The following is a 19,559-nucleotide window of genomic DNA, read 5'->3' on the forward strand; positions in this document are numbered from 1 at the left end:
CCGACCGGGCCCGCGGGCCGCGCCGGGCGGTCACAGCAGGTCGGCCCAGCCGCTCCAGCCGGTGGTGGCCTTGGTGACGCGGGACTTGAAGCCGCCGGTGCCGGTGCCCGCGTAGAAGTAGAGGGCGCCGGTGGAGTTCGTGGCCATCAGGTCGGCCTTGCCGTCGCCGTTGGCGTCGCCGGGCGAGAACACCTTCTTGTACTGCTGCCAGCCGGTGCCGACCTTCACCCGGGCGGCGAAGGGGGCGGACGCGCTGCCGGTGCCCGCGTAGCGCCACAGGACGCCGGCCGTGTCCCGGGCCAGCAGGTCGGGGCGGCCGTCGCCGGTGAAGTCGCCCGCGCCGACGAGGGTGTTGTAGCGCTCCCAGCCGGTGCTGATCTTGACGCGTCCGGCGACGTTGGTGCCGGAGCCGTCGCCCGCGTAGAGGTACAGCGTGCCGGCGGTGGTCACCGCCAGCAGGTCTCCGTTGCCGTCACCGGTCACGTCCCCGGGGCCGACGACCCGGTTGTAGGAGGTGGAACCGGTGGCGAGTGCGGGGTCCGAGAGGGCGTAGAACGCCGGGTTGGTCAACCGGCCGCTGCTGACGGACTGCACGACGAGGTCGGCGAGGCCGTTCTGGCGCAGCGAGGAGGCGTGGGCGAGGCGGGTGGTGGAGGACGGCCAGGCCTCGCCGACCAGGAGCTTGCCGGTCAGCGTGCCGGTGCCGGTGACCTGGTAGCTGTAGACGCTGCCGGCCGACGTTCGGGCCATGACGCCGAACTTGCCGAAGTGCGGGTTGTTGCCGGCTCCCGCGAACTGCGTGGCCTTGCCCCAGCCCGTGCTGCGGGCGGACCGGGTGCCGAAGGTGCCCTTGCCGTCGCCCGCGTAGAACCAGAGCGCGCCGGCGGAGTCCCGGGCCAGCAGGTCGGTCCTGCCGTTGCCGTCCCAGTCGCCGCCGCCGATGATCTGGTTGTACGACGCCCAGTCGGTCTTGGGGTCCTTGACCCGGGTGCCGAAGGTGCCGCCCTTCTTGCCCGGGTAGCGGTAGAGGACGCCGGCCGGGGTGCGGGCGAGGAGATCGCCGACGCCGTCGCCGTTGAGGTCGCCGGCGCCGATCAGTTCGTCGTACTGCTGCCAGCCGGTGCTGATCGTCACGCGACTGCCGAAGGCGCCGGTGCCTTTGCCCGGGTAGAAGTAGAGCGTGCCGGCCGGGGTGCGGGCCACCAGGTCCGCCTTGCCGTCGCCGTTCATGTCCCCCGGGGCGGCGATCTTGTTGTAGATCTGCCAGCCGGACGCGACGGTACGGTACGAGCCGAGGCCGCCGGGGGTGCGGGCGTACACACCGGAGTGGAAGAACAGCACGCCGGTCGGGCTGAGGGTCAGCACGTCCTGGACGCCGTCCGAGTCGAGGTCCCCGGGGGTCAGGACGTCCTTGACCTTGGCGACGTCCGAGTCGAGGACCATGGTCTCGGCCGCGCCGGTGTGGACGTACAACTGGCCCGCCACGTTGCGGTACACCAGATCGGATGTGCCGTCCGCGTCGAAGTCGCCGCGCGCGGGGGCGGTGGCGTCCGCGTCGGAGGGCAGCAGCACGAAGGCGCCCGCCGCGAGCACCGCCACCACACCGGTCAGCGCGGCGGTCCTCGTCACGTGGTGCCGCCGGTGTCCGTGGCTTCCGTCGCGCCGCCGGGGTCGGGTGGTGAACACGTTCTCTCCCGGGGAGGTCAGGGGGTGGGGACGGCGGTGGAGGCGTCGGCCGCGGACTGGGCGGGGGCGGGGGCATCGGCCGCCGTCGCAGGTTCGGTCGTGGCGGGCTGCGTCGGGTCCGCCGCATCTGTCGTCGCGGCCGTGTCCGCAGGGGTGGCCGTCTCCGCCGGAGTGGCCGTGGCGGAGGGGTCCGCGGGATCCTGCGTGTCCGTGCCGGCGCCGGCCGAGGACTGGGGTTCCACGCCGACCTGGTAGACGCCCGGCACGCCGTCCTCCACCCGGAAGGTCGCGGCGGTGGCGGTCGTCCCGTTCCGGGTCAGCACGGTGGAGATCGTCCGCAGTCGGGCGTCGATGCGGTCCGGGGCGATGTCCAGGAGCAGGTAGCCGCGCCGGGCGTCGATGATCTTCCAGTGCGGGTTGTCCGCCAGTTTGGGCTGCCACTCGGCGGCGAAGGCCGTCAGGTCCTCGTCGCCGTTGCTGGAGATGGAGGTGCCGACGAACTCCGCGCCGACGACGGCGGAGTCCGCGTCGGCGTAGTCCAGCTTGAGGTCGCTGACGATGGTGCGGTGCCGGTCGCCGGACAGCACGACGGGATTGCGGATGCCCTGGAACTCGGCGAGCAGGGCCGCGCGTTCGGTCTGGTAACCGTCCCAGGCGTCGTACGACCACTCCTTGCCCACGTCGGCGAGGTAGTCGGTCTCGGCCATCATCACCTGCGAGGCGACCAGGTTCCACCGCGCGCCGGAGCCGCGCATGCTGTCCAGCAGCCAGTCCCGCTGGGTGTCGCCCATGATGACGCGGCCGGTCTCGGAGGCCTCGGCTGCCGTGGCCGCCTGGTCGTCGCGGTACTGGCGGGTGTCCAGGACGTGCAGCCGGGCCAGGCTGCCGAAGTCGAGTGCGCGGTACATCAGGACGTCCGGGCCGGCCGGCTTCTGCGCGACCCGGATCGGCATGTGCTCGTAGAACGCCTGGAACGCGGCCGCCCGGCGGGCGCGGAACTTGTCGGCGGGCCACGCGACGGGGTCGTTCGCCACGTCACCGGCCCAGTCCTGCTCCACCTCGTGGTCGTCGAAGACGACCACGAAGGGTGCGGCGGCACGCATCGCCTGGAGGTCCGGGTCGGTGTTGTACTGCTCGTGCCGGGCACGGTACTGGGCGAGCGTGACGGGCGCACCCGAACCCTCGTGGCGGCGTACGCGGTAGGAGTAGGCGGAGCTCTCGTAGATGTAGTCGCCGACGAACAGCACCAGGTCCGGCTGCTGTTCGCGCATGTCCCGGTAGGCGGTGAAGTACCCGTGCTGCCAGTTCTGGCACGAGGCGAGGGCGATCCGCAGGTTCTCGGGGGTGGTGCCGGCGGCCGGGGCGGTGCGGGTCCGGCCGGTGACGGAGGTGCGGCCGAGCGCCGTGAACCGGTACCAGTAGTCGGTGGCCGGGGTCAGGCCCGTGACGTCCACGTGGACGCTGTAGCCGAGGCTGCTGCTCGCCGTGGCCGTACCGCTCTTGACGATCGTGGTGAAACCGCTGTCCGAGGCGAGCTGCCAGGTCACCGCGACGGTGGGGGCCAGGATGCCGGAACTGCCCTGCTGTGCGGGCACCACCCGGGTCCACAGCACCACCGCGGTGGGCAGCGGGTCGCCGGAGGCGACGCCCAGTTTGAAGACCGTGCCGCTCACCGACGTACCGGCGCCGGCCGTGGCGGTCGCCCCGCCCACGGAGGCCGAGGCGTCTCCCGACAGCAGCTGTCCGGCCGCCAGCGCTCCCGCCGCTCCCAGCGTCACGGCTCCCCCGGCGCCCAGGAACCGCCTGCGGCGCATGCCGTGGGTGCTCATGTCGTTGTCGCTCGGTTGCACACGCGTGCCTTTCCCCCCAAAGGCGGTGCGCTGAGCAGCGCCGGTGAACGTGATCGCCGTGGATTCTATGCAATATCCTCACGTGTACGTCACCGGGTCCGTCAATCAGTTCGAACCAGCAGCAGGAGCCATGCGCCGACCACTGATCTCCGCCGCCACGGTGCTGCTCCTGGCCGGCGCGGCCGGGTGCGCGTCGCCGGGCTCCTCCTCGCCGTCGGGCGCCTCCTCGTCGTCGGGCGCGGAAGGGGCACCGGGCAGCGGTTCCGGCTCCGGCTCGTCGAGCACGGAAGCCGGGGGCGGGTCGTCGGCCGGCGGGGCCTCGACCGGCGGGTCGTCGTCGGGCGGGTCGCGCGGTGGTGACGGCGCGTCCTCGCCGCCCCCCGGGGTGCTCTTCGGAGCCGATTCCCTCCCCAGCGCCGCCGCCGACCACTGCCGTACGAAGAACCTGACGGCCGTGGCACGCACCACCGGTCCGGGCCGGGCCTCGGTCGTGATCACGAACAAGGGGGACGGACCCTGCACGGTGCGGGGCTTCCCCTCGCTTCTCTTCGTCGGCGAGTCCGGCCGGGTGGAACTGCCGGTGGACTGGGCCGGGTCGGTCGGCGACGCCGCGAAGTCCACCCTCTCCCCCGGCGATTCCGCCACCGCCGCCCTCACCTTCACCAGCCTCGACGAATGCGACGCGGTCACCGGCCTGGACATCGTCCCGCCCGGCGAGTCCCGGCCCCTCACGCGAGCGTTCACGGCCGCCGGGGGGAAGGCGGAAGCGGTGCGCATCTGCGACACCGGCGTACGGCTGAACGCGTTCACGGCCTCATAGCCGGGCCGTTGACGATTCGTCAAAGTTGCTTCTTTCCACGCGAGTTCGGACGCGGAGTCTGGCGCGGCACCCCCTCCTTCCGATATGTCATGCCTCTGCCATCCCGGAGTGCCGGAGCGAAAGGAAAGCCGCGTGCATCTGCGTCCCCTGCGCGCCCTGTGCGGTACCGCCGCGCTCGCCCTGACCCTGCCCGTCCTGTCCGCCGGCCCGGCGTCGGCCGCCGTCCCCGCCCACCCGGTCTACCTGCAGAACCGCACGACCGGCCTGAACGCGGCCGACAGCGGCGGCACGGTCGCCGCGCACAACCCGAAGGGCGACGAGGACCACCAGCAGTGGACCCCGGTCGCGGTCGACGGCGGCCACCAGCTGCGGAACACCGACGAGGCCGGCACCTGCCTCGGCCGCAGCGGCACCTCCGCGGTGACCCTCCCCTGCGGGGCGGAGGGCACCGTCTGGACGATCACCGCCGGCACGGACGGCACCTACACCGTAGGCGTCCCCGGCACCTCGCAGTACCTCACCGGGTCCTCCGCCGACTCCGGCGCCGTACAGCTGGGTTCCGCCGGCGACCTCGCCCGCTGGTACCTCACACCGGTGGCGTACGCGGCCACCCCGATCCCCTCCGCCGACACACGCACCCTCGACCAGGTCACCTTCCTCACCGCGCACAACGCCTTCGCCAACGGCGCCGACGGCAACTTCGCCTCGTTCCCGGTCAGTCTGTTCCCCAACCAGAACCGCGGCATCAGCCGACAGCTCGGTGACGGCGTGCGCGGCTTCATGCTGGACGACTACACCGTCTCCGGACAGGCCGTGCTCTGCCACAACAGCTGCGACGGCGTGAGCAACCCCGTCCCGCTCGCCACCGACCTGCAGCGCGTCGTCGACTTCCTCAAGGCCCACTCCGGCCAGTTCGTCACCCTGTTCCTCGAGGACTACGCCTCCTCCGACGTGCTGAAGTCCTCCCTGGCCTCGGTGAAGGGACTGTACGACGTGCTGTACCGGCCCGACCAGGAGGGCGTGGCGACCGAGGGCTGGCCGGCCATGGCCGACCTCGCGGCACGCGGCAAGCAGTTGCTGATCTTCAGCGATCGGACGCGTGCCGGTGACACCGCGAACGGCTGGGTCACCCGGGACACCTTCGGCGTGATGTACCAGCGCGAGTGGACCGTGGAGAACTACTGGTCCATGGGCGGCGGGATCGGGACCTCCGACTGGTCCTGCTACAGCCGCTGGGGCACCGGCCGCCCGCTGACCGTGGACTCGGCCGCCTTCCACCCGCTGTTCGTGATGAACCACTTCAGGGACTACACGATCGGCTCCACCGCCGCCACGGACAACGGCAAACTCCTCAACCGCGCCCAGAACTTCTGCACGTCCGCCGCCCGCAAGAAGCCCAACTTCCTCGCTGTGGACCGCTACGACCTGGGCTCCCCCACGCCGCTCGAGACGGTCGGCACCCTCAACACCTACGTCCTCGCCGCCGGCCAGTGAACGGGAGCCGCCCTATGTGATCTCGTACGCCTCGGGATCGAAGCGGGCCAGCCGGCGGCGCAGCCGGCCCGTCGACCAGGGCCAGCTGAAGCTGTTCAGGCCGTTGCCGTCGAGGTAGTAGCTCGAACACCCGCCGGAGTTGTAGACGGTGGACGGCAGCGCCTGTCGCACTTCCGCGCTGAAGGCCTCCTGGACCTCGGAGCGCACGTCGATGCTCGTCCAGCCCGCCGAGCGGATGCGGCGTACCGCCCGGGTCAGGTAGTCCAGCTGGGCTTCGAGGATCGTGTACGCGGAGGAATGGCCCGTTCCTAGGTGGGGTCCCAACAGGAGGAACGCGTTGGGGAACCCGCTGACGGTGGTGCCCAGATAGGCGTCGGGGCTGCCCTTCCAGTGGTCGTCCAGGCTCGCGCCGCCGGCGTCGAACACGCGCTGCGCGATGGGCATGTCGAGGATGTGGAAACCGGTGCCCAGGATGATGGTGTCCACGTCGGCCGTGCTGCCGTCGGCGCCGATGACGCGGTGGCCGTCGACGGCCCGCACGGCGGTGGGGTGGAGGGTGACGTTCGGCCGGGTCAGCGCCGGATAGTAGGTGTTCGACAGCAGCAGCCGTTTGCAGCCCAGGGTGTAGTCGGGCGTCAGGGCACGGCGCAGGTCCGGGTCCTTGACGGCGGCCCGGAGGTGGAGGGCGCCCACCTTCTGCACCGCGCGCAGCAGGGAGGGGTGGCGGAAGCCCACGCCCAGGGCTTCCAGGGCTCCGTACTCCGCGTTCCGCAGGGCCCGTTGGGCCGCGGGGAAGCGCCGCATCAGCAGGCGTTCGGCACGCGGCACGTGGTGGTCGGGCTTGGGCAGCACCCACTGGGCGGTGCGCTGGAACAGATGCAGCCGGGCGACGCGCGGCTGGATGGCGGGCACGAACTGCACGGCGGACGCTCCGCTGCCGACGACGGCGACGCGTGCGCCGGTGAGTTCGTGGTCGTGGCGCCAGCGGGAGGAGTGGAAGACCGTGCCGGGGAAATCCGCCAGGCCCGGGATGTCGGGGAGCAGCGGTTCGTGCCAGGGCCCCGCCGCCGCGATCAGGAAGCGTGCCGTGTAGTCGGCGCGGTTCGTCTCGACGTGCCAGCGCGCGGTTCGGGGGTCCCACTGCGCACGGATCACCTCGGTGCCGAAGCGGATGAGGGGCGTGATGCCGTACCGGGCCGCGGTGTCGCGGAGATAGGAACGGATCTCGGCCTGGCCGGCGAAGGCACGCGTCCATTCCGCGTTGGGTGCGAAGGAGTAGGAGTACAGGGCGGAGGGGACGTCGCAGGCGCACCCCGGGTAGGTGTTGTCCCGCCAGGTGCCGCCCAGGTCGTCCGCCTTCTCCAGGACGACGAGGTCGTGCACGCCGGTCCGGCGCAGCCCGATGGCCGCCCCGATGCCGGACAGGCCGCTGCCGACGACCAGTGCTTCGACGGCGTGCGGCCGGCGGGTGGCCGCCGCGGCGGGGTCGGTACGCGGCATGTCAGGCTCCTGTCCGAGCGTCGGGTCGGCGTACGGGGCGTGGGTCCCCGGCGGGGGCGACCGCCGGGCGGAGGAGGTCCCGGACGGTCGCGCGGGTGGTGCGCAGAGCGGTCTCCAGCACGGCCGGACGGCGCCGGGGGTCCATGAGGTTGCCGCCCGTCACCTCCAGGTCGGCGGCGGTGGGTTCGATCCGGACGACGCGGGTGCCCGTGGCCCGCAGGGCGTCGCACTCCGCGTCGAGGGTCCGGGTCATGGCCCGCCGCAACAGCGCCTCGGCCCGGCCGAGTCCTCTGCGCGGGCCCGGAGCGACCGAGCTCATCGGGGCGACGACGTACACCTCGTCGAGGCCCCGGGGCACGAGGAGGTCGGCGGAGGCGGTGGACAGGATGCCGCCGTCGGCGTAGCGGCGGCCGTCGATGCGTACCGGCGGGAACCAGCCCGGGACCGCCCAGGACGCGCGCAGGGCGTCGCGCAGGGCGGCCGGCGGGGTGTCGGGGTGCCCGAAGACCGTACGCCGGCCCGTGTCGAAGTCGGTGGCCACCAGCCATGTCGCGGGGTGCGGGACCCAGCCGCCGGCCGGTGCCAGGAGGTCGGCGAGGGCGGCCAGCCGGGCGGCGTCGCCACGCCCTTGGGGCAGCAGGCCGGACAGGCCCGCGACCAGGGGAACCGTACGTCCCAGCGCGTGGCGCGCCAGTCGCGGGGATCCGGGGAAGAGTGCGGGCCGCGGCGGGAGCGCGCGGGGCGGGGCGGCGAAGTGACCGGCCAGGTCCGCTCGGGCCCCCTCCCGGGCGAGCTGCGCGGCCAGGAGGTCCTCCACGCCGACACCGGCGCCGAGCAGCGCGGCCAGTTCGGCGCCCGCCGAGGTGCCGACCAGCACCTCGGCATGGCGCGGATCCCACCGCAGGGCCCGCTGGAGTGAGTGCAGGGCTCCGGTCGTCCAGGCGGCGCCGAGCGTTCCGCCGCAGCCGAGGACCAGTCCCCGGGAAGGAGTCGTGCGTGTGCCCGTTGCGGTCACTGGGTTCTCCGCCCATTCGGGATACCGACGAGATCCGGATACTAGCGGTATCCGAATGCCGTGGACAGACCGTTCCGGCGTTAGGATCCGAGGGATTCGGGAGCCGCCGGGAGACAGAACACCGCGCGGGACGGGAGAGGGAGCGAGACATGGCCCGCCTCAGCCGCGTCGAGAGCCAGGAACGTACGCGCGAGCAACTGGTCGCCACCGCGCGGGAGCTCTTTCTGCGCGACGGCTACGGCGTGACCTCGCTCAGCGACGTCGCGGAGCGGGCCGGCTACTCCAAGGGCGCCGTCTACTCCAACTTCCGCAGCAAGGGCCATCTGTGCCTGGCCGTCCTCGACGCCATCCGTACCGAGCAGCTCGCCCTGCTGACGGACGCGGTCCTGCGCGACGCGGGGGCCGACGACCGCCTGGCGGCCTTCGCCGCGTGGGGCGAGGCGCACATCGGCGACGAGACCTGGACCCTGCTCGAGGTCGAGTTCCTCATCGGCGCACGTCATGACGCCGAGCTCCGCGGGGAGATCACGGCGCGCGTCACCGCGATCCGCGAGGCGCTGGCCCAGCTCCTCGAAGCGCTGGCCGGCGAACTGGGCGCCTCCCTGGCCATGCCGGCCGAACAGGCCGCGATGACCCTGCTCAGCCTGGGCATCGGCCTCGGTGTCCAGCGGGTCGCCGACCCGGCCGTGCCCACGGCCGTGCTGACGGACACACTGCGGCTCGTCCTGCGCCTGAGCCGGTAGACGCCTTCCGTCGAGCATCCGTTTTCTCCCGGGGCCCTCGCTGCCGCCGCGAACGCGATGCGCGCAATAGGCGCACATTTGTACGGTTAAGCATGGAATATCCCGTGCGCCGATTTTCGCCAGTATCGTGGGCGCGCGCGGCTGAGCGGAGGGCGCACCGGCACCGGGGAGTCCACGATGTGCCCGCCCCGTCGGCTGCCGTGTTTCGCACATCTCGGGCAGTCGGGTCGTGTTCGGGCTGCCCCATGCCACCAGGGGGGCAGAACCATGCGGGTGCTCGCGGAGAGATACGAACTGGTCGAGGCGGTCGGGCGCGGTGGAATGGGGGAGGTCTGGCGCGCCACGGACCGGGAGCTGGGCCGCACGGTGGCGGTGAAGCTGCTGCCCCCGGAACTGACCCGGCACGAGGAGTTCCGTGTCCGGTTCCGCCGGGAGGCACGCGTCGTCGCCTCGCTCAACCACCGCAACGTCGCCGTGCTGCACGACGTCGGCGAGGACTCCACGGACGGCGAGACGACGCCGTTCCTGGTCATGGAGTTCATCGAGGGGCGCACCCTGACCGATGTGCTGGCCGACGGCCCGTTCACGGTCGAACGGGCCCTGGCGATCGGCCGGGACATCGCCGACGCGCTCGCCCACAGCCACGGCCGGGGCCTCATCCACCGCGACATCAAACCCTCCAACGTCATGCTGACGTCCGAGGGCGGCATCAAGGTCCTGGACTTCGGGATCGCCAAGGTCGTCGCGGAGACCACCACCCGACTCACCGCCACCGGAATGACGGTGGGCACCCCCGCCTACCTCTCCCCCGAGCAGCTCACGGGGCAGCCGGTGGACGGCCGCTCCGACCAGTACTCCACGGGCTGTCTGCTGTACGAACTGCTGACCGGCCGCCCTCCGTTCGTCGGCGACTCCCCCTTCGCGGTGATGCACCAGCACATCAGCCAGGAGCCGGTCGCGCCGTCCCGGCTGCGCCCGCAGATCCCGGCGGCGGTGGACGCCCTGGTGCTGCGGGCCCTGGCCAAGGACCGTGAGCAGCGGCAGGCCGGCGCGGCGGAGATGCGGGAGGCTCTGACGGAGACCCTCCTCGCGCTGAGCGCCCCGGCGCCCGTGCCGGCCCGGTCGGCCGCCGCCACCCCGGCCGCGCCGCCGACGCCGCCGACGCCTCCGGTGCCGGCCGTGCCGCCCGCCCGTGCGTCCGCCGGGGCCACGGCGGGTCACGGGCAGACGGCGCTGGCCCATCAGGAGACCCGTACCGCGCTGACACCGCCCAGGCCCGCCACGCCGCCACCGGGTGAGGGGGTCGGCGCGGCCGGGTCCGGTACGGCGGACGGCGGCGGGACGCCGGCCGCCACCGCGTCGCCGGGCAGCGAAGCCCCGCCCGGTCGGCGGCGGTTCACGCTCCCCACCGGGAGGATCGTCGCCCTGCTGGGCCTGGTGGTCTCCGGCGTCGTCGCCGTCGGCTACCAGGATCTGTACGAGGACTCCAGCGACGCGTTCATCGGCGTGTGGGTGGCGACCGCCGTGCTCGGGCTCGCCCTGTTCCGCTGGCTCCCCCTCACCTCGGCCTGCCTGTGGTGGGGGGCCGGGGCCCTGGTCATGGCGAGCGTCACGGTGGGCGGCGCGGTCGGCGACTCGGACTACGACTACGACTACGTGTCGGAGTCCGACTTCTCCACCCTGTACTACTACGACTCCGCGTACGGCGACTACTACGAGCTGCAGCCCGACTCCTCCGGCTCCAGGCTCTTCGAGCAGGACTACAGCGGGAGTTACTCCCCCGCCCAGGCCGAGGTCGGGGTCGACTACGACTACACCGCGCACGACAACATCGAGATCCTGGCCACCCCGCTGCTCGCCCTCGGCGCGCTCTGCCTGCTCCGCGCGCTGAGCCGCCGACGCCCGTCGCCCCTCGCGGCCGCCGCCGGCCTGACCACGGCCGGGCTGGGGGTCGGCTGGCTGGCCTTCGACCCGGACGGCCAGACCGGCGTCTTCTCGATCGCCTGGGGCGTGGTCGTCGTCGCCGCCGTCGTGCAGGAGATCCGCGCCCGCAGAAACACCCCACCCCGGGGCCGCCGCCGCCTCCGGTTCGTCACAGCCGAGTAGGGCGCGCACCTTCGGTAGGGGGCCGCACCGACGGGGCCCGCACCCCGGAGGGCCACAGCCCCGACGAGGGCTACATGGCCCCGAGGCCACAGGCCTGAGGAGAACCGCCCACCCGACGGGGCCTCACGGCCGATGAAGGCCGCGGCAGATGGGGCCACCCGCCTGATGAAGCGCTGAGCCGCTCGGCATGGGGGGCCGCATGCTTCCCATGCGGCCCCACCCCGGATGAATGCCGTCGGCAGACAGGGCCGCACGGCCGATAAAGGCCACTCCGCACATGGGGGCGCGCGGCCGGTGAGGGCTACGCCGGCCGGTGAGCCACACGGCCAACGGGGCCCATTCGGTGGGCGGCGGCGGGCCGATAGGTGGCCGCACGGCCAATGGAGGCCACTCGGCACATGGGGCCGCACGACCGGTGGGGCCCCCACCCCCGTCGGGCCACACGGCCGATAGGTGGCCGCACGACCAATGGGGCCGCACACCTTGACGAGGCCCCACCGCCGATGAGGGCCCTACGGCCGATGGGGCCACTTGCCGATGGTTGGCCGACGGGGCCACACCGCCGACAAAAGTCCGCTCGGCGAACAGGGGTCGCACGCCCCGACGAGGCCGCTCGGCCGAGAAGAGCCGCACGGCCGATCGGGTCGCACAGTCGAGGCGGCCGCACGCCCGACGGGGCCGCACGCCCGAGGGGGGCCGCACGCCCGAGGGGGGCCGCACGCCCGACGAGGCCGAGCCGACGAGGCCGAGCCGACGAGGCCGCCCGCCCGACGGGGCCGCACAGCCGGTTGGTAGTCCCCGTCCGTGCGGAGCGCTGACCCGTGCCCCCGCGCAGGTCACCGTCGCGGGGGTCGCCGTGCCTACCCCCGCGTCGGCTTCGAGCCGAACTCGCCCCGGTGTTGCTCGGGTGTGCGCCGGCCGCGCGGGTAGAGGAGTGCGAGGGCGATGAACAGGCCCATGACGCCGGCCGGAGCAACGGCTGCCGACACCCAGTCCGGGTCCTGCGCCCCGCCCGTGGCCAGTCCGACGGTCGCCATGGCCGCGGCCGTGAGGAGGCCGAAGGCGAGGAGGAGCGCGACGACGTTCCTGGCCCGGTCGGGGCCGGGCGGGTACGGGCCGGTGCGCAGTTCCGCCCAGTCGCGTGCGGCCTGTCGTGCCTCACGCCGTCGCTGGACGACCGCCCTGGCCCGGAGGCCGACCGTGACGCCGGCTCCGGCGACGGCCGCGGCGACGGGCAGCCACCATGCCTCCACGACGAGGAGCAGCAGGGTGATGATCCCGGCCGTGCTCCAGCCGCTCAGGCAGGCGGCCGCCGCCGTGCGGCGGGAGTCGGGCCGGTCGGCGCCGGCCCGCAGATCGGCCAGCGCCGGCAGATACCAGACGCAACCGGACACGGTCAGCATCGCGGTGCCCACCGCGACCACGGGCTGGATCACGGCCTAGACCTCCGCCTCGAGCGCGGCGATCTCCGGATGACGCAGGTCGAAGGCCGGCGACTCGCTGCGGATGCGGGGCAGGCTGGTGAAGTTGTGGCGGGGCGGCGGGCAGGAGGTGGCCCACTCCAGGGAGCGGCCGTAGCCCCACGGGTCGTCCGTGCCCACGGGCTCGCCGTACTTCGCGGTCTTCCAGACGTTGTAGAAGAACGGCAGGATCGACAGGCCGAGCAGGAACGCGCCGATCGTGGACAGGGAGTTGAGGGCGGTGAAGCCGTCGGCGGCGAGATAGTCGGCGTAGCGGCGGGGCATGCCTTCGGCGCCGAGCCAGTGCTGGACCAGGAAGGTCAGGTGGAAGCCCACCGTGAGCGTCCAGAACGTGATCTTGCCGAGGCGCTCGTCGAGCATCTTGCCGGTGAACTTCGGCCACCAGAAGTGGAAGCCGGCGAACATCGCGTACACGACCGTGCCGAAGACCGTGTAGTGGAAGTGGGCCACGACGAAGTACGAGTCCGAGAGGTGGAAGTCCATCGGCGGCGAGGCCAGGATGACTCCGGTGAGGCCGCCGAAGACGAACGTGATGAGGAAGCCCGTGGTCCACAGCATCGGTGTCTCGAAGGAGAGGCTGCCCTTCCACATCGTGCCGATCCAGTTGAAGAACTTCACGCCGGTCGGGACGGCGATGAGGAACGTCATGAAGGAGAAGAACGGCAGGAGCACACCGCCGGTGACGTACATGTGGTGCGCCCACACGGTCACCGAGAGGCCCGCGATCGCGATCGTCGCGCCGATCAGCCCCATGTAGCCGAACATCGGCTTACGGCTGAAGACGGGGATCACCTCGGAGACGATCCCGAAGAACGGCAGGGCCAGGATGTAGACCTCTGGGTGGCCGAAGAACCAGAAGAGGTGCTGCCACAGCAGGGCCCCGCCGTTCGCGGAGTCGAAGACATGGCTGCCGAACTTGCGGTCGCACTCCAGCGCGAACAGCGCCGCCGCGAGGACCGGGAACACGATCAGGATCAGCACACCGGTCAGCAGCACGTTCCAGGTGAAGATCGGCATCCGGAACATGGTCATACCGGGAGCGCGCATGCAGATGATCGTGGTGATGAAATTGACCGCGCCGGCGATGGAGCCGAAGCCGGACAGCGCCACACCCATGATCCACAGGTCGGCGCCGAGGCCCGGCGAGTGCACGGAGTCCGACAGCGGCGCATAGAGGAACCAGCCGAAGGACGCGGCCCCGCCCGGGGTGAGGAAGCCGAAGGCCGCGATCGACGAACCGAACAGGAAGAGCCAGAAGGCGAGCATGTTCAGCCGCGGGAACGCGACGTCCGGGGCGCCTATCTGCAGCGGCATGATCCAGTTGGCGAAGCCGGTGAACAGCGGCATCGCGAACATCAGCAGCATGATCGAGCCGTGCATCGTGAACGCCTGGTTGAACTGCTCGTTGGACATGACCTGCAGTCCGGGCCGGGCGAGTTCCGCGCGCATCAGCAGCGCCAGGACACCACCGACCACGAAGAACACGAAGGCGGACACCAGGTACATCGTGCCGATCTTCTTGTGGTCGGTGGTCGTCAGCCACTCCACCCAGGAGGGCCGGTGCGGCGCCCGGCCGTCCCGCCCGCCTCCCTCCACCGCCGTGCCGGCGACGGAGACCACGGCGCTCGGCCGCGCGCTCTCCACCTGTTCCGTCCGTGCCTCGTCCACCTGATCGCGTCCTCTGCTGGGTGCCCATGTCGTGATCGGACCGGGAAGAGCCATGGGTACGGGACCGCGAGCCGGCTCTTCCCGGCCGCCGCCTCATGATCGCCGCAGGGGTACGAGGGCCCGATAGGGTCGAACGGCCCCATGCGGGCCGGCACCCTGGGCCCAACGGCCCACTCTTCTCGCCGTTCAGGAGGCCGGCGCCGCCCGGAGGGTCACAGCAGCGTCTGCCAGTACGCCCAGAACCGCGTCCCGATCAGCATCACGATGCTCAGACACCAGGTGACCGGCACCACCCAGTGGAACTCCCGCACGCCCGCGACCACCCCTCGGGGAGCCCGGATGACGCCGTGCCGGAGGTTGTGCACGGTGATGTACCAGAACATGGCGATGGTGGACGCCCAGGCGAGGCAGCACCACAGGCACAGCGCACCGATCTCGTAGAGCGCCTGGGTCATCAGCCACATGCAGAAGCCCACGCCGAGCAACGTGCCCAGGTTCAGGCCGAGCCAGAACCAGCGGCGGAAGCGGGCACCGGCCAGCAGCGCGAATCCGACGAACGCCACGACCGGATAGGCGGCCAGGCCCAGCAGGGGGTTGGGAAAGCCGAGCACGGACGCCTGGTCGCTGCGCATCACGTTCGAGCAGGACAGCACCGGGCTGAGGTTGCACGAGGGGACGAAGGCCGGGTTCCGGAGGAGTTCGAACTTGTCGACGGTGATCACGAACGAGGCGAGGACGCCGAGGGCCCCGGTGACGATCAGCAGCCAGGCGAGGGCGCGGGAGCCCCCGGTCGCGCCCGACACCGGGATCTCCCGGGCCGGCCCGTGTCCCCGGGTGCCCGCGGTGTCGAGCCCCCGCACACTCGTGATGCCACTCACGCCGGTCATCGGGCCGCCCCCGCCTCACGGACGCCACGGGTGCCCGGCGTGCCCACGGCGGCCGGGAGATCCGTCCGCCGAGGAGCGTCGCCGGGCGGTCGGCGGTCGTCGTCCGGGCGTGCCGCGACCCGCAGGCCCGTGCGGCCGGCGCCCAGCGGCCAGAGCACCTCCACCGGGACACCGCGGGAGCGGGCGTAGGCCACGAGATGGGCGGTGGCGTCCCGGCCGTTGGAGGGCGAGCCGTCCCAGACGGCCACCAGACGCCGGCATCCGGCGACGATCTCCTCGTCCGCGCCGACGCAGGCGTCGCGGTCGCCCGGGTCGTACGTCAGCAGACGCACCTGCCGGGCGAGCAGCAGCAGTTCCCCGGTCGGCACCCGGTCCCGCTCCGGCAGCAGCGCGGGCACCATGCCGAGGGTGGGGATCACCACGACCAGGTCCCGGCCCGCCTGCCGCACCGCCCGTGCGAACGCCGGCGCGACGCCGCCACCGGCGCGCACCACTCCCGGCTCCCCGTCGGGCTCACGCTCCAGCAACGCCCCCAGCTCGGCCTCCAGCAGCCCCAGGGTCTGTGAAGTCACATCGGCGTGGCCCACCACCGCGATCATCTGCCACTCCTTCCCGCCGTACGACGCCGTCACGGCGCTCTTCCGTCCGGATCCCTGCGCCAGGCTCGGGACCTCGCGATCAGTGAAGTCAGGGCGTGGAAGGCGTGACTAGAGTCGAACGGCCCTGACCCGGAACACTCGGCACATTGACCGCTCGCGCCTGAGCGTCCTCACCGGGGTGACGAAGGCTCGCGTGCCGCAGGGGCGGAGGCTCCGGGTCAGGACGGGGCGAGCACGCAGAACTCGTGCCCCTCCGGGTCGGTCAGGCATGTCCACGGGACGTCGCCCTGACCGAGGTCGAGGTCGCCGGCGCCGAGGGCGCGCAGCCGGGCCACCTCCGCCGCCTTGTCGTCACCGGGGTACGGCAGCAGGTCGAGGTGGAGGCGGTCCGGCACGTGCACGGTCTTCACGCCGGGCGTGCGGAGGAACTCCAGATACGGGCCGGCACCCTTGGCGGAGCGCAACACCGCGTGGTCGTCGGTCACCTCGTGCAGGGTCCAGTCGGTCGCCTCACCCCAGAACCGGGCCATCGCCCGCGGATCCGCGCAGTCGACCACCACCACGGCGATCGGCCCGGTGTCCCGGTACGTCTTCCGGGGCTCCAGGACGCAGAACTCGTTGCCCTCCGGGTCGGCGAGGACCGTCCACGGCACGTCGCCCTGACCCACGTGGGCGGGCGTCGCACCGAGGGACCGAAGGCGCGCGACCAACTCCCTCTGATGGGCCGCGGAGGTGGTGGCGAGATCGAGGTGCACCCGGTTCTTCGTCGCCGTCCTGGGTTCCGGGACGGGAACGACGTCGATGCCGAGGGCGACCGGGTCCGGCCAGACGAGGCCGCCGCCGGGTCCGACGTAGGTGGTCACGCCGGGGCTGTAGGCGGTCCAGCCGAGCGCCTCCGCCCAGAACCGGCCGACCGCCGCGGGGTCGAGAGCCTTGATGTTCACATGAACCGGTCGCAGTGCCATGCCGGCGATCCTAGGTGGGGCGGGGGGACTGTCGGCGACGGCGTCCATGCGGCTGGTGCCCTGCTGCCCGTCGTCGTGAAGCGCGCCTTTCCCGTACTGAACGCGTACGGATCGCGTATGCCGATGGTCCCTGGGCATCGTCCAGGCGTTCACCGGCCGCGCCAAGGCGGACGTGGCGAAGGTGAAGCTGGCCGAGGTCCGCAAGCACCTCGACGACACCTACGTCACCCGGGCCGGCGGCACCGGCGACGACGACGCCTTCTACGTCCGCGTCCACAGCCCCGTCGTATGGGTCGAGGTCGACTGCCAGGCCCCGGGACCGCTCGCCGGCGCCCGGCGCCACGCAGCAGCACGTCCACTGCGTCATCCGCACCCCGAACGGCAACGACTACGGGAAGGAACCCCTGCGTCGGCACTACCTGACGTCGCCGCACCACCGGTGACACGGACCGCATGACCACCGGGTCGGGGCCCCGTCATCCCGGCCCGGTACCGGCGCGTCCCCGCCAAGTCCCCGCCGTGTCCGCGCCGTGTGCCCTGCGCGTTGCCGGCAGCCGCCGGTCACCCGGGCGCCGCGCAGTGCAGGACCAGCAGGGCGATGTCGTCCATGCGCTGCCCCGCCATGCCGGTCGCGCTCAGCAGGGTGTCGACGAGCGCGTCCAGGTCCCGGTCGTCGGCACGGGCCAGATGCCGCGCCAGGTCGTCGATGGAGTCGTCGAGGTCGGTCCCCGGCGACTCGATGAGGCCGTCGGTGTAGAAGGCGAGCATCAGCCCGGGGGTGAGCGGGAGTTCGGTCACGGGGAAGTCGGCGCCGGGCTCGATGCCCAGGAGCGGTCCGGGCTGGATGCCGACGGGCCGGGTGCCGTGGCCGGGGATGCGCACGAGGGGCGGTGGGTGTCCCGCGCTGGCCAGCGTCGCCCGCCCGCCGGCGAGGTCGAGATGGGCGTAGAGGCAGCTGGTGAACAGGTCGGGGGCGAGATCGATGAGCAGCCGGTTGGTCCGGGACAGCACCTCGTCCGGGGGTGTGCCGAGGGCCGCGTGCGCGTGGACACCGGTCCGCACCTGTCCCATCAGGGCGGCGGCGGCGACGTTGTGGCCCTGGACGTCCCCGATGACGGCCGCGGCGGCGGTCTCGCCGAGCCGGATCACGTCGTAGAAGTCCCCGCCGATGTCCATGCCCCGGGTGGCGGGCAGATAGCGGGCGGCGACGCGCAGTCCGCTGATCGTGGGGAGGGTGCGCGGGAGCAGCGCCTGCTGGAGGCCGTGGGCGAGTTCGTGCTTGGTGTCGTACAGGCGGGCCCGGTCGAGGGCCTGGGCGACGAGGCCGGCGAGTGAGGTCATGACGGCGCGTTCCTCGGCCGGGAACGTGTGGGGACGGTCGTAGGACAGCACGCAGATGCCCACGGGCCGGCCGGAGATGATCAGGGGCAGGAAGGCCCAGGCCTGTTTGCCGCTCATCTGCGGGGCCTCGGGGTAGATGCGCCGCATCTCCTGCGGGTCGGAGAAGAAGGCGGGGATGCCGTTGGCGAGGGCGCGGCCTGCGGGGGTGAGGCCGGTGTCCAGGGGGAGCCCGTCGAGACGTTCGACGGCCTCGGGGGTGTAGCCGCGGTATCCGGTGATCCGCAGCCGGCCCGCTTCGGCGGTCGACAGGACCAGGCCCTGGGCGCCGAAGGCCGGCATGATCTGGTCGGCGACCAGGTCGATGACGTCCTGGACGCCGACGACCTCGGTGAGCGCGGCGGCCAGATGCGTGAGCTGGTAGAGCCGGCCGGCGTGGGCCGGGTCGCCGGTGCGCGCGGGTCGGCGGGGCGCGGGCGACGGCGGGGGCTGGGCACCGCTGGGGACGATCCGGACGCTGATGCCGCTGGCGTCCGGGTAGAGGTGGATGTCCAGCCACCGGTCCGGCGGGCGGCAGGCGGTGAAGGAGACCGGCTCACGGCTGATCACCGCGGCGCGGTAGCGGTCCTCGTACGTGGGGTCGTCGAGCCAGCGCAGCGACTGCCACGGCAGGGTGCCCAGCAACTGGCCGGCCTCCCGGCCCAGGAGTTCGCGGGCTCCGTCGCTGACGTAGGTGAAGTGGCCGTCCAGGTCCAGGGCGCAGCTTCCGCCGGGGAGGCGCTCGGCGAAGTCGGCCACGGCCATCGCGGGGCTCTCGGCCCGCTGCCCGGCGCCGGTGGGCACGACGCGGGGCAGATCGCCGCAGGCCGGGGACCAGCCGTGCTCGACGGCTTCCTCCACCAGCCGGGCCAGGCGCCGGCAGCGGGCCGAGATGTGCCCGCGCTCGCGTCCGGTCATGTACGGCGGACGGGTGGCCGGCCACATGAGCAGCAGCGCCCCCCACCGGCGGACGCCGGTGAGCGGCGCGGCAGCCAGCATCAGGGCGTAGGGCAGCGCGATCGCGGTCCGCGGGTACGAGTGGGCCATCTCCCCCTGGCTGCCCACCCAGACGATGCGTTCCTCCCGGAAGGCGTCGGCCACCGGCGCCGGAGCGGCGGCGGACACCCTCACCCACGGCGCGGCGAACTCGGCCGGCGCCCCGCACAGCGCCTCCAGGCACAGCACCTGCCGGTCCGGCGACACCAGGTACAGGGCACCGACCGACGCGCCGGTCCGGCGTACCGTCTCGGCGAAGACGGCGTCCAGTTCCTCGACGTGGGCAGCGGCGCCGCCCGTGGCGGCCGGCTGCTTCCCACCGGGCGCGGCAGGTCTCCGGCCGACGTCCCCAACCTCGCTCATAGGGGGACG

The 19,559-nt window shown here is 72.6% G+C and carries 15 protein-coding genes and 1 pseudogene; 5 read left to right on the forward strand and 11 right to left on the reverse strand.

The genetic code is table 11. From position 1 onward, the window contains the following. Nucleotides 1-30: 30 nt before the first annotated feature. From ACFY30_RS27775 to ACFY30_RS27785, 3 genes are all read right to left on the reverse strand, one after another. Entirely contained in the window at nt 31-1,629 is a 1,599-nt protein-coding gene (locus ACFY30_RS27775; protein ID WP_390847868.1) for an FG-GAP repeat domain-containing protein, read from the reverse strand. Nucleotides 1,630-1,703: 74 nt separating this feature from the next. After that, entirely contained in the window at nt 1,704-3,515 is a 1,812-nt protein-coding gene (locus ACFY30_RS27780; RefSeq protein ID WP_390847869.1) for an alkaline phosphatase D family protein, read from the reverse strand. A 126-nt stretch (nt 3,516-3,641) separates the two neighbouring features. After that, nucleotides 3,642-4,001, reverse strand: a complete 360-nt coding sequence (locus ACFY30_RS27785; protein WP_390847870.1) for a hypothetical protein — start codon at nt 3,999-4,001, stop codon at nt 3,642-3,644. Here ACFY30_RS27785 and ACFY30_RS27790 point away from each other — a divergent pair. Further along, nucleotides 3,991-4,356, forward strand: a complete 366-nt coding sequence (locus tag ACFY30_RS27790) for a DUF4232 domain-containing protein (RefSeq protein WP_390847872.1) — start codon at nt 3,991-3,993, stop codon at nt 4,354-4,356. The genes ACFY30_RS27785 and ACFY30_RS27790 overlap by 11 nt on opposite strands. Before the next feature lie 138 nt (nt 4,357-4,494). Next, the gene (locus ACFY30_RS27795) at nt 4,495-5,850 is read left to right on the forward strand and encodes a phospholipase (protein ID WP_390847912.1); all 1,356 of its coding nucleotides are present in this window, start codon (nt 4,495-4,497) and stop codon (nt 5,848-5,850) included. Nucleotides 5,851-5,862: 12 nt separating this feature from the next. Here the strand turns inward: ACFY30_RS27795 and ACFY30_RS27800 are convergent, their stop codons facing one another. Both ACFY30_RS27800 and ACFY30_RS27805 read right to left on the reverse strand, forming a co-directional pair. Then, the gene (locus tag ACFY30_RS27800; RefSeq protein WP_390847873.1) at nt 5,863-7,350 is read right to left on the reverse strand and encodes a flavin-containing monooxygenase; all 1,488 of its coding nucleotides are present in this window, start codon (nt 7,348-7,350) and stop codon (nt 5,863-5,865) included. A 1-nt stretch (nt 7,351) separates the two neighbouring features. Then, nucleotides 7,352-8,365, reverse strand: coding sequence for a patatin-like phospholipase family protein (locus ACFY30_RS27805; protein WP_390847874.1), 1,014 nt, complete (start codon nt 8,363-8,365; stop codon nt 7,352-7,354). 149 nt (nt 8,366-8,514) lie between these two features. Here ACFY30_RS27805 and ACFY30_RS27810 point away from each other — a divergent pair, with 149 nt between their 5' ends. Beyond that, nucleotides 8,515-9,108, forward strand: a complete 594-nt coding sequence (locus ACFY30_RS27810) for a TetR/AcrR family transcriptional regulator (RefSeq protein WP_390847875.1) — start codon at nt 8,515-8,517, stop codon at nt 9,106-9,108. Between the two features lie 267 nt (nt 9,109-9,375). Continuing rightward, nucleotides 9,376-11,214 carry a protein kinase gene (locus tag ACFY30_RS27815; RefSeq protein ID WP_390847876.1) on the forward strand — a complete coding sequence of 613 codons (1,839 nt, stop codon included), beginning with the start codon at nt 9,376-9,378 and terminating at the stop codon, nt 11,212-11,214. A gap of 860 nt (nt 11,215-12,074) precedes the next feature. On the opposite strand, the gene ACFY30_RS27820 is transcribed toward ACFY30_RS27815, so the two are convergent. From ACFY30_RS27820 to ACFY30_RS27840, 5 genes and pseudogenes are all read right to left on the reverse strand, one after another. Next, entirely contained in the window at nt 12,075-12,650 is a 576-nt protein-coding gene (locus ACFY30_RS27820) for a hypothetical protein (protein ID WP_390847877.1), read from the reverse strand. Nucleotides 12,651-12,653: 3 nt separating this feature from the next. Then, nucleotides 12,654-14,363, reverse strand: coding sequence for a cytochrome c oxidase subunit I (gene ctaD / locus ACFY30_RS27825; protein ID WP_390847878.1), 1,710 nt, complete (start codon nt 14,361-14,363; stop codon nt 12,654-12,656). Nucleotides 14,364-14,575: 212 nt separating this feature from the next. Then, nucleotides 14,576-15,250 carry a vitamin K epoxide reductase family protein gene (locus ACFY30_RS27830; protein WP_390847879.1) on the reverse strand — a complete coding sequence of 225 codons (675 nt, stop codon included), beginning with the start codon at nt 15,248-15,250 and terminating at the stop codon, nt 14,576-14,578. 131 nt (nt 15,251-15,381) lie between these two features. Next, a pseudogene (locus ACFY30_RS27835) lies at nt 15,382-15,849 on the reverse strand (hypothetical protein); the annotation flags it as partial. 218 nt (nt 15,850-16,067) lie between these two features. Then, nucleotides 16,068-16,814 carry a VOC family protein gene (locus ACFY30_RS27840; protein ID WP_390847880.1) on the reverse strand — a complete coding sequence of 249 codons (747 nt, stop codon included), beginning with the start codon at nt 16,812-16,814 and terminating at the stop codon, nt 16,068-16,070. A 172-nt stretch (nt 16,815-16,986) separates the two neighbouring features. Between ACFY30_RS27840 and ACFY30_RS27845 the strand changes: the two genes are divergently transcribed. After that, nucleotides 16,987-17,271, forward strand: coding sequence for a DUF3500 domain-containing protein (locus tag ACFY30_RS27845; RefSeq protein ID WP_390847881.1), 285 nt, complete (start codon nt 16,987-16,989; stop codon nt 17,269-17,271). A gap of 104 nt (nt 17,272-17,375) precedes the next feature. On the opposite strand, the gene ACFY30_RS27850 is transcribed toward ACFY30_RS27845, so the two are convergent. Further along, complete coding sequence (locus tag ACFY30_RS27850) at nt 17,376-19,550, reverse strand: SpoIIE family protein phosphatase (protein WP_390847882.1); 2,175 nt, start codon at nt 19,548-19,550, stop codon at nt 17,376-17,378. Nucleotides 19,551-19,559 lie beyond the last annotated feature (9 nt).

Source organism: Streptomyces sp. NPDC000345, assembly GCF_042898825.1.
Classification (GTDB): Bacteria; Actinomycetota; Actinomycetes; order Streptomycetales; family Streptomycetaceae; genus Streptomyces.